Source organism: Pseudomonas sp. G3-39 (genome assembly GCF_054790485.1).
Window position 1 is genome coordinate 3,749,123 of the sequence record NZ_CP186497.1, and the last position, 15,423, is coordinate 3,764,545.

Consider the following 15,423-nt stretch of genomic DNA (forward strand, 5'->3'; position numbering starts at 1 on the left):
TGATGGCCAATCGCCAAAAAGCGCTCAAGTGTTATACAGGTGCAACATGTCATTTTGCTGACACGCTTTCCAAACCCTGCGCTATACCCCTTTTACAGTCTTCTTCCGAACTTCTTCTTTTCGCTCTATCGAGGGTGCGCAGATGGACGTGAGCGTATTTGGCACCGGCTATGTCGGATTAATTCAAGCCGCCGCACTTGCAGATGTAGGGCATCGGGTTTTATGTGTCGATATTGACCCCAACAAGATCAAGCAACTGCAACAAGCCGTGCCACCTATTAGTGAGCCAGGTCTTTCCAGCACCCTCGAAGAAAACATCAAGGCCGGCCGCTTGCTCTTTAGCACCCAGGCCAGCGACGCGGTGGAGCATGCCGAGCTGATTTTCATCGCCGTGGGCACGCCGGCCGATGAAGACGGTTCCGCCGACCTGACCCATGTGCTGAACGTGGCTCGGGAGATCGCCTCGCACATGGAGGCCGATCGCACCCTGATCATCAAGTCCACGGTGCCGGTCGGCACGGCGGACCAGGTCGCCGCCAAGGCCAGCGAAGAGTTGCTGCGTCGCGGCAAAAGCGCCCTCAAGGTCCGCGTGGTGTCCAACCCCGAATTCCTCAAGGAAGGCAGCGCCCTCGCCGATTGCATGCGCCCGGACCGGATCATCGTCGGCACCCGCGATGACGAAGCCCGCGAACAGATGAGCGAGCTGTACGCGCCGTTCTGCCGTAACCACGAAAAACTGATGTTCATGGACAACCGCAGCGCCGAGCTGACCAAGTACGCGGCCAACGCGATGCTCGCCACGCGCATCAGCTTCATGAACGAACTGGCCAACCTCACCGAACTGCTCGGCGCCGACATCGAAGCGGTGCGCAAAGGCATCGGCTCCGACCCGCGCATCGGTTACCACTTCATTTACCCCGGTTGCGGCTTCGGCGGTTCATGCTTCCCCAAGGATCTGCGCGCCCTGCTGCACACCGCCGAACACAACGGCATGCCGCTGAAATTGCTGCGCAGCGTCACCGACGTCAACGACAGCCAGCGGCACATCCTCTTCGGCAAACTCAAGGCGCAGTTTCCGCAGGGTCTGGCCGGCAAGTCGATTGCGATCTGGGGCCTGGCGTTCAAACCCAATACCGATGACATGCGCGAAGCCCCCAGCCGCTACCTGATGGACGCGCTGTGGGCCGAAGGCGCCAGCGTGCAGGCCTACGATCCGGAAGCCATGTCCGAATGCCGGCGCCTGTACGGCTATCGCAACGACCTGCACCTGTGCGCCACCCGCGACGACACCCTGGAAGATGCCGATGCGCTGGTGATCTGCACCGAGTGGAAGAATTTTCGCGTAGTGGATTTCGAGCTGCTGGCGAGCAAGCTGCGCTCGAAAGTGATTGTCGACGGTCGCAACCTCTACAACCCGGAACACGTGGCCGCCGCCGGTCTGCATTACAGCGGCATCGGCCTGCGCCACATCGCTCCGGAAGGACTGCGCCCATGAAAATCCTGGTCACCGGCGCAGCCGGCTTCATTGGCGCCCATTGCGTGTTGCGGCTGATGCGCGACGGGCATGCGGTGGTCGGCCTGGATAACTTCAACGGCTATTACGACCCGCAGCTGAAACACGATCGGGTGCAATGGGTGCGCGATCAGGTCGGGAATTTCCCGCTGGCGCGGATCGATCTGGCCGATGCCGCGGCGATTGAGGCGCTGTTTGCCCGCGAGCAACCGCAAGTGGTGATCCACCTCGCGGCGCAGGCCGGGGTGCGCTACTCGCTGGAAAATCCGAAGGCCTACCTCGACAGTAACCTCTGCGGTTTCCTGAATATTCTCGAAGGCTGCCGGCACCATCCGGTGGAGCACTTGATCTACGCCTCGTCGAGCTCGGTGTATGGCGCCAACCAGCACACGCCGTACTCGGTGCATGACGGGGTGAATCATCCGCTGTCGCTGTACGCCGCGACCAAAAAAGCCAACGAGCTGATGGCCCACAGTTACAGCCATCTGTTCGGCATTCCCAGCACCGGTCTGCGCTTTTTCACCGTGTACGGGCCATGGGGTCGGCCCGACATGTCGCCGATCCAGTTCGCTCGGGCGATCACCGAAGGCACGCCGCTGAAGCTGTTCAACTACGGCGAGCACCAGCGCGATTTCACTTATATAGACGACATCGTCGAAAGCATCGCGCGCCTCACCGACCATCCGCCGCACAGCCACCCGGAGTGGGATCGTGAACATCCCGACGCGGGCAGCAGCATGGCGCCGTGGTGCCTGTTCAACATCGGCGGCCACCACCCGGTGGAGCTGAAAACCTATCTGGCGCTGATGGAAAAACACCTCGGCCAGAAAGCCATTGTCGAGCTCTTGCCCCTGCAACCGGGCGATGTGCTCAACACCTGTGCCGAGACCGATGATCTGGCCCAGGCCACCGGGTTCCAGCCCCGGATCGAGCTGGATGAAGGACTGGGGCGTTTCATCGCCTGGTTTCGCGACTACTACCCCACTGCCTATCGCCCACGCGCCGCTCGCGGCTGAACATCAGCGGAGGACCCCATGACTGGACATGAACAAGGTGTACCGATCAATCAGATGCGCCGCGACAAGCGCATGGATCCCGAGCACCGAATGCGCCTCGATAGCGCCATCCACCGGCAGGGCCGTGGCTGGCTGACCGGCCGCGACGGCGGCCGGCCATGGACGCTGTCACGCACCAACCGGGTATTGGCCTGCTTCGGTGCGCTGCTGATTCTGGTGGTGTTTTCGCCGCTGCTGCTGGGCCTGGCGCTGGCCATCAAATTCACCAGCCCGGGCCCGGTGATGTTCGTGCAGAAACGCACCGGTTATCGCGGCCGCACCTTCGGCATGTACAAGTTCCGCACCATGGTCTGCAACGCCGAAGAACTGAAGGAATCGCTGCGCCACCTCAACAAGCACGGGGTCGACGCCATCGATTTCAAGATCGACAAGGATCCACGCATCACCGGCATCGGCGGTTTCCTGCGGCGTACCAGCCTCGATGAACTGCCCAACCTGTTCAACGTGGTCAGCGGTGACATGCGCCTGGTCGGCCCGCGGCCGACCTCGTTCAACGCCTACCGCTACAAGGACAACCACCTTGCGCGCCTGAGCATCTACCCCGGCATGACCGGCCTGTGGCAGATCTCCGGGCGCAGCAACATCGACTTCGACCAGCGCGTTGAGTTGGACCTCAGCTATATCGCCGAGCAAAGCCTTTTGCTTGATCTGAAGATCTTGTTGAAAACCCCCTTCAAAGTATTCAGCGGCCACGGAGCAAGCTAATGGACGGTTCAACCAACAAAAGCCTGAGCATTGCCAACCCCAGCGAATCGAACCTGATTTCGACCGTGCTGGATCTGGATCTGCGGATCCTGTTCCTGACCGCCGCCAACCCCGGCGCAGGCACCACCACCAGTGCCCTGGCACTGGCCAGCCAACTGGCGCAGATGAGCAGCGGCCAGGTGTTGCTGGTCGATGCCAGCCAGTCGGCAGGCAACCTCACGCAGCAATTGAACCTGGGCAAGGAGCGCGGCCTGCGCGACCTGCTGTTCAACCCGGACAACCCGCCACTGTTGCAGGACTGCGTGGTGCAGGTTTCCAGCCTGCCTTTCCATGTGCTGCCCAACGGCCGGCCGATCCGCACTCTGGAACACCTGACCGCCGAGCGCCTGAGCCCGCTGCTCGACCGACTTGGCACCCAGTACCGCTTCGTGGTGATCGACGGTGACGCGGTGTATTCCGCCGCCGACACGCTGGTGCTCGCCACTCAGGTCGATGGCGTGGTGTTCGTGGTGCGCGCCGAAGACACCCGCTGGGAAGTCGCCCAGGCCGCCGTGCAACGCCTGACCCAGGCCGGCGCGAAGGTGGTCGGCAGCGTGTTCAACCGGCGCAAGTACTACATGCCCAAGTGGCTCTACAAAAACCTGTAAGCAAACGCGAGGGATGACGCCATGAACGCCAAGATACTGGTTCTGCTGATGCTGCCGCTTGCAGGCTGCTCGAGCAATTCCGAAACCCAGAACATGCCGGTGAACATTCTCACCGCCACCCCGGCTAACGCCCAGGCCACCGACATGCCGAAGATCGAGCAGACCTTGCGCCCGCAAGACGTGCTGGATGTGATCTTCCACATCAGCACCAGCGGCTCGGACGCCTACCGCGTGCAGTCGGGTGACCAGATCGGCCTGAACTTCACCGCCGCCAGCCAGCTCAATGGCAACCAGTTGGTGCTGCCCGACGGCACCATCAACCTGCCCGGCGCCAACACCTCGGTGAAAATCGCCGGCCTGACCGCCGATGAGGCGCGCGATGAAATCCAGCGTGCTTACCAGCGCAAACAGCTGTTCCAGCCCAACCGCAATCAGCTAACCGTGCAGGTCATCAGCCCGCTGACCAATGAGCAGAACCTGAAAAGCGCACTGAATCACCCGGCCACCGGCATGAGCCGCGAGATCACCGTGGGCAATGACGGTTATGCGAGCTTTCCGGAAATCGGCGCCGTGCCGCTGCAAGGCATGACCATCAACCAACTGGAAACTTTCCTCAACCAGAAGTACGCGCAATTGCCGGGGCGGATGAGCGTCGATGTGATGCTCAAGTCCACCGCCGGCAACGAGATCTACGTGCTCGGCGAAGTCGGCCAACCGGGTTCCTACCCGATCCGCCGTCCAGTGTCGGTGCTTGAAGCGCTGACCCTGGCGCGCGGCACCAATGTCAAGGCGCGCCTCGACTCGGTGGTGATCATGCGGCGCAACGGCAACCAGGTGCAGGCCGTGCACTACGACGTGGAAAAAGCCCTGTCGGGCGATGCGTCGCAGATCGCCTACCTGCAACCGGACGACATGCTGTTTGTGCCGAAAACCAAACTGGCGAGTGCCGGTGAGCTGGCTCGGCAACTGGCGGACGTGGTGCTGTTCCAGGGCGTGGGCTTCAGCTTCGGCTACCGCGTCGACAACAAAGACAGTAACAACAACTGACTCTCAGGTGACCGATCATGAATCCAAAGGAAAACTACCTGCATGAGTTCTTCAGGATCTTCTTCGCCAACAAGCAATTGGTGAAACGGGTCTTCCTGATCTTTGCAGTCATCGCGTTGCTGCTGCCGCTGGTGCTCAAACAGAGCTTCGATATCACCGCTCAGGTGATCGTGCAGTCGAAAAAACTCTCCCAGGGTGACGCCACCACGTCACTGACGGTCGATAACGCCACCTTCATTCCGCCGTCGCTGGCGGACATGGAAACCGAAAGCAACATCCTGCGGTCCCCGGCGCTGATCCGCCAGACCATCAGCGAGCTGCGCGACAAGGGCGAGTACAACCCGCCGGTGGGCGTGTTCGCCAAACTGGTGAGCGAACCGTTCCGCCGCTATGTCACGTCGCCGCTGCGGCAGTACCTGATCAACCCGCTGCGCAACATGCTCGGGCTGCAAACCGATCCGGTGCGTGACACCGTGCTCGACGGCCTGACGCAAGATGCGATCAACAGCCTGAAGATCGAGACCCTGCCCGGCTCCAACGTGATCTCGATCGTCTACAGCTTCCCCGATCCGCATCAGGGCACGACGTTCGTCGCCACTCTGCTGCAGAACTATCTGGGCAGCCGTCAGGCGCTGCAGTCGATCGACCTGCCGCAGTCTTTCTACGAAACCAAGAAGCACCTGTATCAGGTGCGTCTCGACGGGCTGGAAGGTAATCGGCAAGCGCTGCTGGAAAGTGTTGCATCGTCCGATCCGAAGGAAGAAATCACCTTCCGCCTGAACGCGATCAACACCGAAGAGCAAGCCCTGAACCTGTACCAGGATCGTCTGCTACAGAGCCAGCGCTGGCTCGAATACCTGAAAACCGCGCTGACGGCCGCCAGCAGCAACAAGCTCAACGACTACACCTTCCCCTTCACCTTCACCACCACCGTCGATAACGTGGCGTTCGAGGATCGGGAAATCAAACAGTTGGGCGAGCAACTGACCACTCAGGTCAGCCGCTACATGAATGACCTCGCGGTGTTCCAGCCCGGCAGCGAGCCGATGCTGCTGACCCGCGAGCAGATCGCCCGCACTCGCCAGCAGTTCCTCAAAGTGGTGAGCAACCGCATTCAGGAACGCACCAACGACCTGGCCGTGGTGCAACAGGTGATCAATCAGAAAACCGCGCGCATCGCCGAGTTCAAGAACCGCATCCACACCTTGCAGCAGACCCAGAGCAAGCTGCGGCAGATGGACACGGAAATCGACGCGCTGCACACGGCGTTCTCGACCTATGCGCAACGCTTCGCCGAAAGCAGCACCGCCGGTTCGCTCAACGACGACCTGTCGAACGCCAAGGTGCTCAGCCCGCCGTTCGAGCCGACCGAGCCGGCGTTCCCCAAACCGCTGCTGATCATTCCGTTCGGGCTGTTCACCGGTCTGCTGCTGGCGATTGCCCTGGTCTATGTGCGTGAGTTCTTCGATCACCGTTTCAAACACCCGGCGCAAATCACCCACGAACTGGGCCTGCCGGTGTTGCTGGTGATCAACGACGAAAACGTGCTGCCGAGCAATCCGCACAAGAACTGGACCGTGCCAAGCTTCGTGCACTGGGTGCGCAATTGAACACGCTGTCCACCCCGAACGCCGCGCTGCCGATCATTCACTTGCTCAGCAGCGGCGGCTTCTATGGGGCCGAGCGCATGTTGCTCGATCACTGTCTGGCGACACCGGGACAGCACCAGGTGCTGTTCCTCGATGCACCGCCGGCGTTGATCGCACGCTTTCGCGAGGCCGGGGTGGACTGTCGTGGTTGTGCCGGGCTGGGTGAGCTGTTGCGCCACCTGCGGGCCCGGCGCAGCGAACGGCCGCTGATCAATACGCACAACTTCAAAGGGCTGTTGTTCGGCTGGGCCGGTGCGACGCTGTTGCGTTTGCCGCTGGTCATCACCCAACACGGCTTCACCCCGCGCAGCCGCAAGCAGAAGTTCTACACCTGGCTGAGTCTGCAGTTGTGCCGCACGGCGTCGGTGGATCGGGTGGTGTGCGTGGCCGAGAGCATCGCCGTATTGCATCGTCAGGCCAGCGTGCAGGCAGAAAAACTCCAGGTGATCCCCAACGGATTGCCCGCCGCTGACGCGCTGGTGAGCACCGTTGACCGCCAGCGCTGGCTCGCCGGTTACGTCGGGCGCCTGAGCAGCGAGAAAGGCCCGGACCTGTTTCTCGATGCGCTGATTCCGCTGTGTCACCAGCATCCGCAACTGGACGCTGTGATGCTCGGCGACGGCCCGGAACGTGAAGCACTGCAGGCGCGGATCGACGCCGCCGGATTGACCCAACGAATTCGTCTGCCCGGCTACCAGACTGCCATGCAACCGTGGTGGCAGCGCCTGGATGCGCTGGTGATCAGCTCGCGCACCGAAGGCACGCCGATGATTCTGCTCGAAGCGATGCAGAGCGGCGTGCCGGTGGTGGCGTTCGCCGTCGGCGGCATTCCCGATGTGCTCGAGCACCGGCATAACGGTCTGCTGGCGACACCCGCCGACAGCGCCGACCTCGCCCGTCAGCTCGACAACCTGTTGAGCGAGCCGAAGCTGGCCCGGCATTTGTGCGACAACGCAAAGCGTACGCAACAGGATCGCTACGACCTCAAGGCCCTGGCCGAACGCTGGTCGCAGCTGTACATCCGCACGGCACGGGAGGCACGCGCATGATTTTCCCGCTCTCGATCGTCACGCTGCTCGGTCTGGTGTGCATCGGTCTGCTCGCCAGCCCTTATCCGTTTCTCGCACCCGGCGCGGTCATTGGCCTGGTGGGTTTCACGGTGTTGTATCGCAAGCCGGCCTGGGGCCTGCTGGGCATTGCCGCACTGGTGCCGTTCGAAGGTTTCTTCAAGGACAGCGCATTGTCCGGAAGCAAACTGATCGGCGCCTCGCTGGCGGTGATCCTGATGCTGCAACTGGCCATGCATCAGATTCCGTCCGAGCGTCTGCGCAGCAATATCTGGCGGTTTCTGCTGTGGTTTCTGGTGCTGTATTTCCTCAGCCTGCTCAACACCGACGACATGGGCATGTCGCTGGGGCATCTGCGCGAACTCAGCGTCGGGCTGATCCTGTTTGTCATTACCCTGTTGATTGGCCGTGAACTGAATCTCGACCTGTTCGCCCGACTGGTGACCCTGAGCGTCAGCGCCACCTGCGCCATGGCGATGTTTTCGGTCAAATTCCAGGATCAGGGGCGCGCTGCCGGTCTTCTGGAAGACCCCAACGCGTTTGCCTTGCTGATCGCCTTCGCCATTCCGCTGGCGCTGCTGCTGGTGATTCGCGGGCCGAATCTGCTGCACCGCTTGTTCTGGGGTGCCTGCTGTTTGTTACTGCTGGGCGGCATGACCAAGACCGAATCGCGCTCGGGGCTGGTGGTGGTGGCGCTGAGTCTGTTGATCGGCTGCTGGCACTACCGCACGCAACTGACCCGCATTCGCCCACGGCACTTGGGGTTCGCGATGCTCGGCGCGGCGATCGTGATTCCGCTGGCGATCTACGCAATGCCCGCCGGTTACCTCGCGCGCATCCAGTCCCTGAGCGTATTGAGCGCCGGGGCCAAGGGCCACGATGACGAATCCCTCGGCCGCCGCGCCTCGTACATCGTGGTCGGCGGGCAGATGATCCGCGAGAACCCGCTGCTCGGCTCCGGTCCCGGCACCTTCCCGCTGCACTACGCGACCACCGGCTACGCCAAAGCGTTTTCCGCCAACCGCAAGATCGGCGATCTGTACCGCCGTGCCCACAACACTTATCTGGAAATTTTCAGTGAACTGGGGATTCCCGCCGGCCTGCTGTTTGTCGGCATGCTCGGCCTCGGTCTGTACAACCTGATCCGCGCCCGCGCCGCGTGGATGCTGCGACGCGACTGGCAGCAGGCGGACCTGATGACACACCTCGGGGTGAGCTTCCTGTCGCTGACCCTGTTCCTGATGTTCCTCAGCGCACCGAACCAGAAGTACGTGTGGATCATGCTCGCGCTGACCAGCGTCCTGCGCCTCAAGGCCGAGCAAGCGCCACTGACCGAGGCCAGAACATGAGCCGGATCAGCATCATCATCCCGATGTACAACGAGGCCCGGCACATCGGTCGCACGCTGCTGGCGGCGCAAAAAGCCGCACATGCGGCCGATGTCGAGTGCGAGTTGATTGTGGTCGACAACGGTTCGAGCGACGACGGCCCGCACATCGCCCGCCAGTTCGGTGCACAGGTGCTGGTGCTGCCGGACCTGCTGATCGGTGCGCTGCGCAATCGCGGCGCGCTGCTGGCAAGCGGCGAGTGGATCGCGTTCATTGATGCCGACGTCGAAATGCCCGAAGACTGGCTCAAGCCCTTGTTCGAGCTGCAAGCCGAGGGTCAGGCCGACGTCTTCGGCCTCGACCTGCATACCCCCGCCACGGCGCCGTGGTACGCCGCCGCCTGGCAACGGCGCACGCTGCGCCCGTCCAGCCAGAGCTCGCACCCGGTGGACTGGCTGCCAAGTTCCAACCTGCTGATGCGCCGGTGCTGGTTCGACAAGGTTGGCGGCTTCAACGAACACCTGCGCACCGGCGAGGACAAGGAGTTCACCCTGCGCCTGCACGAACAAGGCGCGCGGCTGCTGTCGGTGAACAGCAGCGTGGCCCTGCATTGGGGCTATGAGATGAACTGGCGCGAGTGGATGGGCAAGGAAATGTGGCGTCAGGGCAGTCATCTGCAACTGCTGCGCACTCACGGTTTCAGCCTGCGTCTGTTGCGCTTTCCGCTGCTGTCGATTGCGGTGTGGATCCTCGACTTTCTGGCGATTTCAGCGTTGCTCGACGGCTTCCCGCATCACGCCGCGTTCATGGTCGCGTTGACCCTCCTGCCGGGGCTGGTGCTAAGCGTGCGGCAGAGTATCAAACACCACGACATCGGCCTGACCGTGCAACTGTGGGGCCTGCACTGGGTGCGTCTGCACCTGGCGGGCGCCGCGTTCATTCTCAGTCTGTGTCATTGGAACGCCAGGAGGCCTGCCCGTGGCTGAATTCATTTTCTGGATGTGCCTGTTGCTGCCGGTGTACGCCTACCTCGGCTACCCGCTGCTGCTGACCGTTCTGGCGCCGCTGTTCCCGGCCTGGCGCCACAGCCCGGCGCCAGCGCTGAACATCAGCATCGTGATTGCCGCGCACAATGAGGCGCGACACATCGAGCACAAGTTGCGCACGCTGCTGGCGCAGGACTATCAGCCTGCCACGCTGCAGATCATTCTCGCCAGCGATGGCTCGACCGACGACACCGTGGCCCGCGCGCACAAAGTGGTTGATTCGCGCATCACTGTCCTCGACCTGCCGCGCCAAGGCAAAGCCGCGACGCTGAATGCCGGCGTAGCCCTGGCGACTGGCGATATTCTGGTGTTCACCGACGCCGACAACCAATGGTCGCGGGAAACCCTCGGCTACCTGCTCGCGCCACTCAGCGACTCCAACGTCGGGGCCTGCGCCGGGCACATGGTGATTCCGGTGACCGGCGGCGGCCTCAGCGTCGGCGACAGTCTGTACCGGCATTACGAGGGCTGGCTGCGTCGGGTGGAGAATCGCACCGGCTGCATGGTCTCGGCCGACGGCGCCCTGCTCGCCCTGCGCCGCGAGCTGTTCCAGAGCGTGCCGGCGGAGGTCAACGACGACTTCTTTCTCAGCACCTGTGCACCGGTGGCCTTCAAGCGCATTGTGTACGTGCCCGAGGCGCAAGTGATCGACCACGGTGTCGACGAAGCGGACAAACAGTTCCGCCGCCGTCAACGCGTCACCGTCGGTGGCCTGCAAAGCCTCGCCCAGCGCCGTGAGCTGCTCAACCCGCTCAAACATGGCCTGTATTCGCTGGCGCTGATCAGCCACAAACTGATTCGGCGCCTGGCACCGATCCTCCTGCTGCCGCTGCTGCTGAGCAACTTCTGGCTGTGGGATGACCACGGTTTCTATCGACTGGCCCTGATCGCCCAACTGTTCGGCTACGCCATTGCGCTGGCCGGACTGCTGGACTCGCAACATCGCTTGCCCAAACCGTTTCGTCTGGCCGCGTTCCTGCTGGTCACCCTCGCCGGGATGAGTCTCGGCCTGTGGCAGTTCCTGCGCGGCCACCGATATGCCCAGTGGAACCCTGAACAAAACCGTTGAGAGGACCGAAGCCATGGCGATCAAACAACTGATAAAACGCACCAGTGGCTGGCTTTACCTCAACTCGCCCGTGGGACGAAACCAGTTGCACGGCGCCGGGGTGATTCTGATGCTGCATCGGGTGCTGGCCAACGACCGCGCCGCCGACTTGCCGCACCGCAATGAGCTGTGTGTCGGGCCCAAGGCGTTCGAGCACCTGCTGGTGTGGCTGCGCCGGCACTTCGATTGCGTGCCGCTGATGGACATCCTCACGCCCACCGCACTGCGCAGCGAACGCCCAAGGGTGGCGCTGACCTTCGACGATGGCTGGCGCGACAACGCGGTCAATGCGTTCCCATTGCTGCAAAAACATCAGGTGCCAGCGAGCATTTTCCTCTCCACCGATTTCATCGGCAGCCGTCAGCGCTTCTGGTGGGAAAGCCTTGGCGAAACCCTGTGGGGCAGCCACGGCGAAAAGGCCCGCATGCACTTGATCGAATGCCTGCACGTAATCCACCACCCGGTGCCGGTGCTGGTGGATGACATCGACGTCGATCGCCGCAGCCTGTCGCTGCTGCATTACCTGCAAAGCCTGAAAACCCTTGAACCGGCGATGCTCGAACGCCTGACCGACGAATGCCCGCCCGAAGCGCAGCCGCAAGCGCTGGACTGGCATCAGGTACGCGCGCTGGAGGCTTCGGGGCTGGTGCGTTTCGGCCCGCACGGCGCCAGCCACGCGATCCTCACTGAACTGGACGATGTGCGCCTGAGCGAAGAAATCAGCCGCAGCCGCGACGCCTTGAGCAACGGCTGCAACCGGCCGTTGCCGGTGTATTGCTACCCCAACGGCAACAACGACGAGCGAGTAAGAAAACAGATTGCCGCGCACGATTATCCGTTCGCGCTGGGCACCGGCACCGGCATCTATCGCGGTGAAGGCGATCCGCTGAACCTGCCGCGTTTCGGTGTCAGCCAGCGTACTGCGCGCAATCCTGAGCTGCTTTCGTGGCGCATCTTTCGTGGAAACCGGCCATGAGCCGCAGCCATTACCTCAAGCATCTGGCGCTGAGCATGGGCACCAAACTGGCGATGATCGCCTTGCGCCTGCTGCGTAACGTGTTGCTGGCGCGGATCCTAGGGCCGAGTGAGCGCGGGTTGTTCGCGCTGCTTAGCACCCTGCCCGATCTGATCAGCGCTGCCACCAGTGGCGGGTTGAATTCAGCCGTCGGTTATCAGGCCGCCAAACAACGGCCGATGGGCCTGCTGCTGAGTCAGGTGCTGGTGTTCGGTTGCTTGCTCGCGGGTCTGCTTACCCTGCTGGTGGTGGCGCTGGTCCGTGAGTTCGGCAGTGAACTGGATGTCACCGTGCAGCTTGGTCTGCTGGCGTGGCTGTTGCTGCTGGCGGTGCCGCTGACCGTGCTGAAAAGCGGCCTGCTGACCCTGCACAACGCCTCCGGTGGCGTGGTTGCGTTCAACGCCTTGCGCCTGACCGAATCACTGGCGCCGTTGCTGCTGTTTCTCGCGCTGTTCTGGATGTGGAAAAGCGCGGCGCTGGAAGCCGCGTTGATCAGTTGGCTGGCCGGGATCAGCCTGGTAGTGCTGGCCGGTTGGGTCTGGCTGAAACGGGCGCAACCGCTGCAGTTGCAGTGGGATCGCGCCAGCCAGAACGAACTGCTGCGCTACAGCGCCCGCAGCCATCCGGACCTGCTGTTCCAGCAAGTGATTCTGCGCTCGGATTACCTGTTCATCGGCGCCCTGCTCGGCAGCACCGCGCTGGGTCATTACGCGATGGCCAGCGCCGCCGCCGAACTGCTGCTGATCGTGCCGGAAGCGGTGACCACGCCGCTGATGAAACGCCTGTTGCAACAGGACGAAGGCATGGACAAGGTCACTCCGCTGGCCCTGCGCCTGACCGCCACGGTGATGCTCGGCGCGTGCCTGAGCATGGCCGTGATCGGCAACTGGCTGATCGTCACCCTGTTCGGCATCGCCTACCAACCGGCGTATCCAGCGCTGCTCGCCTTGCTGCCGGGGCTGCTCGGCCTGTGCTACGCGAGCATCCTGCGTCTGGACCTGCTGGGGAAAAACCGCCCCGGCAGGGTGTCGCTGCTGATGGGCCTCGGCGCCCTGCTCAATCTGGCGCTGAACCTGGTGTTGATTCCGGCCTACGGCATCATTGGCGCAGCGGCGGCTTCATCGATTGCCTATCTGGCGGTGACGGTGGCGATGCTGGTGTTGTACTGCCGTTTGAGCGGCGTGGCGTTCTGGCAAACTTTGATCATCCTGCCCAGTGACATCGCGCCGATGTGGCAGATGTTGCAACGGAAGGCCGCATGAAAGGCCTGGTCCTGCTGCTCGGTCTCGGCCTGTCGCTGGACGCCTTTGCCGCGTCGATGCGCTGGGGCGAGATCCGCGACGGCAGCCTGTATCTGCAAACCGACCGCCCGGACAGCGTGACCGTGCGCTGGACCCCGGCGTGGCAGGCCGATGCCAACGAAGAGCATCTGTACCTGCTCGACGGTCAGGGCAAATTGCAGGGCGAGCGCTTGATCAAAGCCAGCGAAACCCGTGGCACCCAGAGCTGGGCGTTGCTGCCGGGTGCCGCCAGTTATCGCCTGGAAATTCCCGGCTACAGCTTCCGCAATTACCGGGTCGAACACGACGACCGCACCGTGGCGCTGTTCGAACCGGCCAAGGTGCATTTCAGCGCGCAGACGCAGAACGGCGACGAGTTGTATTTCAAGGTGGCGCCGGGGGAACACGCGGTGCTGGCCGGCAAGTTTCATGGCGGGGTCAACGCGCTGCAGGCGCAACGGGTGGGCGATGATCAGTCACTGACGCTGGCGCTCAAACCCTATCGCGCCTACTGGCAGTTCGATCAACTGGCGTTGCCGGTCAGCGAACGCGAACAGGTCTGGCGCCTGCGTCTGCAAGGCAGCGGCAAAGCGGCGTTCTGGCTCGACGGCACGGCCAATCGGTTTGCGCAAACTCCGCAGCAACTCAAACCTGTGCGCGAAGAGTCCGGCCAGATCCACCTGACCCTGCATGACAAAATCCTCGGCCGCACCCCGGATCTGGGCATCGCCCTGCCCTACGTGATGCCACCCGCCAGTAGTCACGCGGTGCTGGATGCGCTGAAAGCGACCGCCGCCAGCTACTACAGCTTTGTCGATGTCACGGCGAAAAATCCGCACTTCGAAGACGCGTTCCGCCAGGCTTATCAGGAGCGCTTCGGCATCCGTCAGGACATCACCCTGCTCGCCGGCAGCCAGCGTCAGGCCGATCTGCGCGCCGACGTGCAAAGCAATGGCGGCCTCGATGCATGGCTGGCCGGCACCCGCGCCTTGGGCGGCAAAGGCACGCACTACATCGGTTTTGCTGATGAGCCGAACCTCAACTATTCGAGCTTCGAGCAATACCGGGCGATTTTCGCCAGCATGGCCAGGCAAGTGCGCAGCGATCCGGCGAATGCCAGGGCCGGCGTGCGCATCGCCATGCCGGCCAGTTCACGGCTGGTCAACGGGCCGTTTGCCGACAACGCGGCAGACAAGCGCGGCATCGACTGGGCGCGACGTTTGCTCGGTGAATCCGCCGAGCAGATCGACGCACTGGCGTGGCACGAATGGATGATCCGCGACCTGCTCGCCACCCGGGTTTACCGCGACAGCGTGCACCGCGCCGCCGAACTGGTCGGCCTCGACGCCCACGGCCAGCCGCGCAAAGCCTTGCTGCTGGATCAGACCAATCTGTCCAGCGGCTCCAGCCTCAGCCCCTACGATCAGGAAACCCACTACGCCTCGCTGTGGTGGGCCTCGGTGGTGATCAACGCTTCGCAGGACGGTTTGCTGACGATGCTCAACTGGTTTCAGGCCGCCGATGAACCGCAGTATCCCAAGGGCATGATCCGGGTTTTGGGCGCTGAGCGTTTCGAGTTGAAGCCGGTAGGTCTGGCCCAGCAGTTCATCGCGCAGCATTGGCTGCACCAAGTGCTGTGGCTAGAAAACGATGGCTTTGAAGTCGATGTGCTGGCGATGGCCGGCGACGAGCAGCGGGGTCTGCTCGGTGTGAACAAAGGCACGCGTTTGCAACGTGTTGACCTGAGTGGCGCCAAGTGCCCGCTGAACAACGGTGCGCTGCGTTACTTCGGCGCGGACAACCGCAGCCGCGACGCGCCATTCGCCTGCCGCGACGGACGCGTCAGCTTCGACTTGCCAGGAGAAACCCTGTTCGCCCTGAGCTGGAGCGCGTCATGAACCCAATTCCGAATATCAGAAAAGGTAAAGCGAACAAAGATTTG

At 62.7% G+C, this 15,423-nt stretch carries 13 protein-coding genes; all 13 read left to right on the forward strand.

The annotated features are described in order from the left end of the window. The first annotated feature begins 142 nt into the window (after positions 1–142). Genes ACOYXG_RS16575 through ACOYXG_RS16635 form a run of 13 tightly spaced genes read left to right on the forward strand, consistent with a single transcriptional unit; the run spans position 143 to position 15,379 of the window. Positions 143–1,495 (forward strand): UDP-glucose dehydrogenase family protein, encoded by a 1,353-nt coding sequence (locus ACOYXG_RS16575; protein WP_096796216.1) that lies wholly within the window; start codon positions 143–145, stop codon positions 1,493–1,495. Beyond that, complete coding sequence (locus tag ACOYXG_RS16580) at positions 1,492–2,529, forward strand: NAD-dependent epimerase (protein ID WP_460352869.1); 1,038 nt, start codon at positions 1,492–1,494, stop codon at positions 2,527–2,529. Before ACOYXG_RS16575 ends, ACOYXG_RS16580 begins: the two co-directional genes overlap by 4 nt. Before the next feature lie 18 nt (positions 2,530–2,547). Next, positions 2,548–3,294, forward strand: coding sequence for a sugar transferase (locus tag ACOYXG_RS16585; protein ID WP_096796214.1), 747 nt, complete (start codon positions 2,548–2,550; stop codon positions 3,292–3,294). Beyond that, positions 3,294–3,941 (forward strand): CpsD/CapB family tyrosine-protein kinase, encoded by a 648-nt coding sequence (locus ACOYXG_RS16590; RefSeq protein WP_007961335.1) that lies wholly within the window; start codon positions 3,294–3,296, stop codon positions 3,939–3,941. The genes ACOYXG_RS16585 and ACOYXG_RS16590 overlap by 1 nt, the downstream gene beginning before the upstream one ends. 21 nt (positions 3,942–3,962) lie before the next feature. Then, positions 3,963–4,988, forward strand: a complete 1,026-nt coding sequence (locus tag ACOYXG_RS16595; RefSeq protein WP_103367654.1) for a polysaccharide biosynthesis/export family protein — start codon at positions 3,963–3,965, stop codon at positions 4,986–4,988. A gap of 17 nt (positions 4,989–5,005) precedes the next feature. After that, positions 5,006–6,598 carry a GumC family protein gene (locus ACOYXG_RS16600; RefSeq protein ID WP_097088755.1) on the forward strand — a complete coding sequence of 531 codons (1,593 nt, stop codon included), beginning with the start codon at positions 5,006–5,008 and terminating at the stop codon, positions 6,596–6,598. Beyond that, positions 6,595–7,686: a glycosyltransferase family 4 protein gene (locus tag ACOYXG_RS16605; protein ID WP_115989419.1), complete on the forward strand. Its 1,092-nt coding sequence runs from the start codon at positions 6,595–6,597 to the stop codon at positions 7,684–7,686. The genes ACOYXG_RS16600 and ACOYXG_RS16605 overlap by 4 nt, the downstream gene beginning before the upstream one ends. Beyond that, on the forward strand, positions 7,683–9,053 hold the full coding sequence (locus tag ACOYXG_RS16610; RefSeq protein ID WP_460352873.1) for an O-antigen ligase family protein: 1,371 nt from the start codon (positions 7,683–7,685) through the stop codon (positions 9,051–9,053). Before ACOYXG_RS16605 ends, ACOYXG_RS16610 begins: the two co-directional genes overlap by 4 nt. After that, positions 9,050–10,018, forward strand: coding sequence for a glycosyltransferase (locus tag ACOYXG_RS16615; RefSeq protein ID WP_460352875.1), 969 nt, complete (start codon positions 9,050–9,052; stop codon positions 10,016–10,018). The genes ACOYXG_RS16610 and ACOYXG_RS16615 overlap by 4 nt, the downstream gene beginning before the upstream one ends. Beyond that, on the forward strand, positions 10,011–11,147 hold the full coding sequence (locus tag ACOYXG_RS16620) for a glycosyltransferase (protein WP_150369071.1): 1,137 nt from the start codon (positions 10,011–10,013) through the stop codon (positions 11,145–11,147). The genes ACOYXG_RS16615 and ACOYXG_RS16620 overlap by 8 nt, the downstream gene beginning before the upstream one ends. Before the next feature lie 13 nt (positions 11,148–11,160). Further along, positions 11,161–12,162 carry a polysaccharide deacetylase family protein gene (locus ACOYXG_RS16625; protein WP_098964582.1) on the forward strand — a complete coding sequence of 334 codons (1,002 nt, stop codon included), beginning with the start codon at positions 11,161–11,163 and terminating at the stop codon, positions 12,160–12,162. After that, complete coding sequence (locus ACOYXG_RS16630; protein ID WP_460352878.1) at positions 12,159–13,463, forward strand: lipopolysaccharide biosynthesis protein; 1,305 nt, start codon at positions 12,159–12,161, stop codon at positions 13,461–13,463. The genes ACOYXG_RS16625 and ACOYXG_RS16630 overlap by 4 nt, the downstream gene beginning before the upstream one ends. Next, complete coding sequence (locus ACOYXG_RS16635) at positions 13,460–15,379, forward strand: hypothetical protein (protein ID WP_460352880.1); 1,920 nt, start codon at positions 13,460–13,462, stop codon at positions 15,377–15,379. Before ACOYXG_RS16630 ends, ACOYXG_RS16635 begins: the two co-directional genes overlap by 4 nt. Positions 15,380–15,423: the final 44 nt, after the last annotated feature.

Bases quoted from the DNA above. Each gene is read 5' to 3' on its own strand.
- ACOYXG_RS16575 (WP_096796216.1), top strand. From the start codon at position 143: ATGGACGTGAGCGTATTTGGCACCGGCTATGTCGGATTAATTCAAGCC.
- ACOYXG_RS16580 (WP_460352869.1), top strand. From the start codon at position 1,492: ATGAAAATCCTGGTCACCGGCGCAGCCGGCTTCATTGGCGCCCATTGC.
- ACOYXG_RS16585 (WP_096796214.1), top strand. From the start codon at position 2,548: ATGACTGGACATGAACAAGGTGTACCGATCAATCAGATGCGCCGCGAC.
- ACOYXG_RS16590 (WP_007961335.1), top strand. From the start codon at position 3,294: ATGGACGGTTCAACCAACAAAAGCCTGAGCATTGCCAACCCCAGCGAA.
- ACOYXG_RS16595 (WP_103367654.1), top strand. From the start codon at position 3,963: ATGAACGCCAAGATACTGGTTCTGCTGATGCTGCCGCTTGCAGGCTGC.
- ACOYXG_RS16600 (WP_097088755.1), top strand. From the start codon at position 5,006: ATGAATCCAAAGGAAAACTACCTGCATGAGTTCTTCAGGATCTTCTTC.
- ACOYXG_RS16610 (WP_460352873.1), top strand. From the start codon at position 7,683: ATGATTTTCCCGCTCTCGATCGTCACGCTGCTCGGTCTGGTGTGCATC.
- ACOYXG_RS16615 (WP_460352875.1), top strand. From the start codon at position 9,050: ATGAGCCGGATCAGCATCATCATCCCGATGTACAACGAGGCCCGGCAC.
- ACOYXG_RS16625 (WP_098964582.1), top strand. From the start codon at position 11,161: ATGGCGATCAAACAACTGATAAAACGCACCAGTGGCTGGCTTTACCTC.
- ACOYXG_RS16630 (WP_460352878.1), top strand. From the start codon at position 12,159: ATGAGCCGCAGCCATTACCTCAAGCATCTGGCGCTGAGCATGGGCACC.
- ACOYXG_RS16635 (WP_460352880.1), top strand. From the start codon at position 13,460: ATGAAAGGCCTGGTCCTGCTGCTCGGTCTCGGCCTGTCGCTGGACGCC.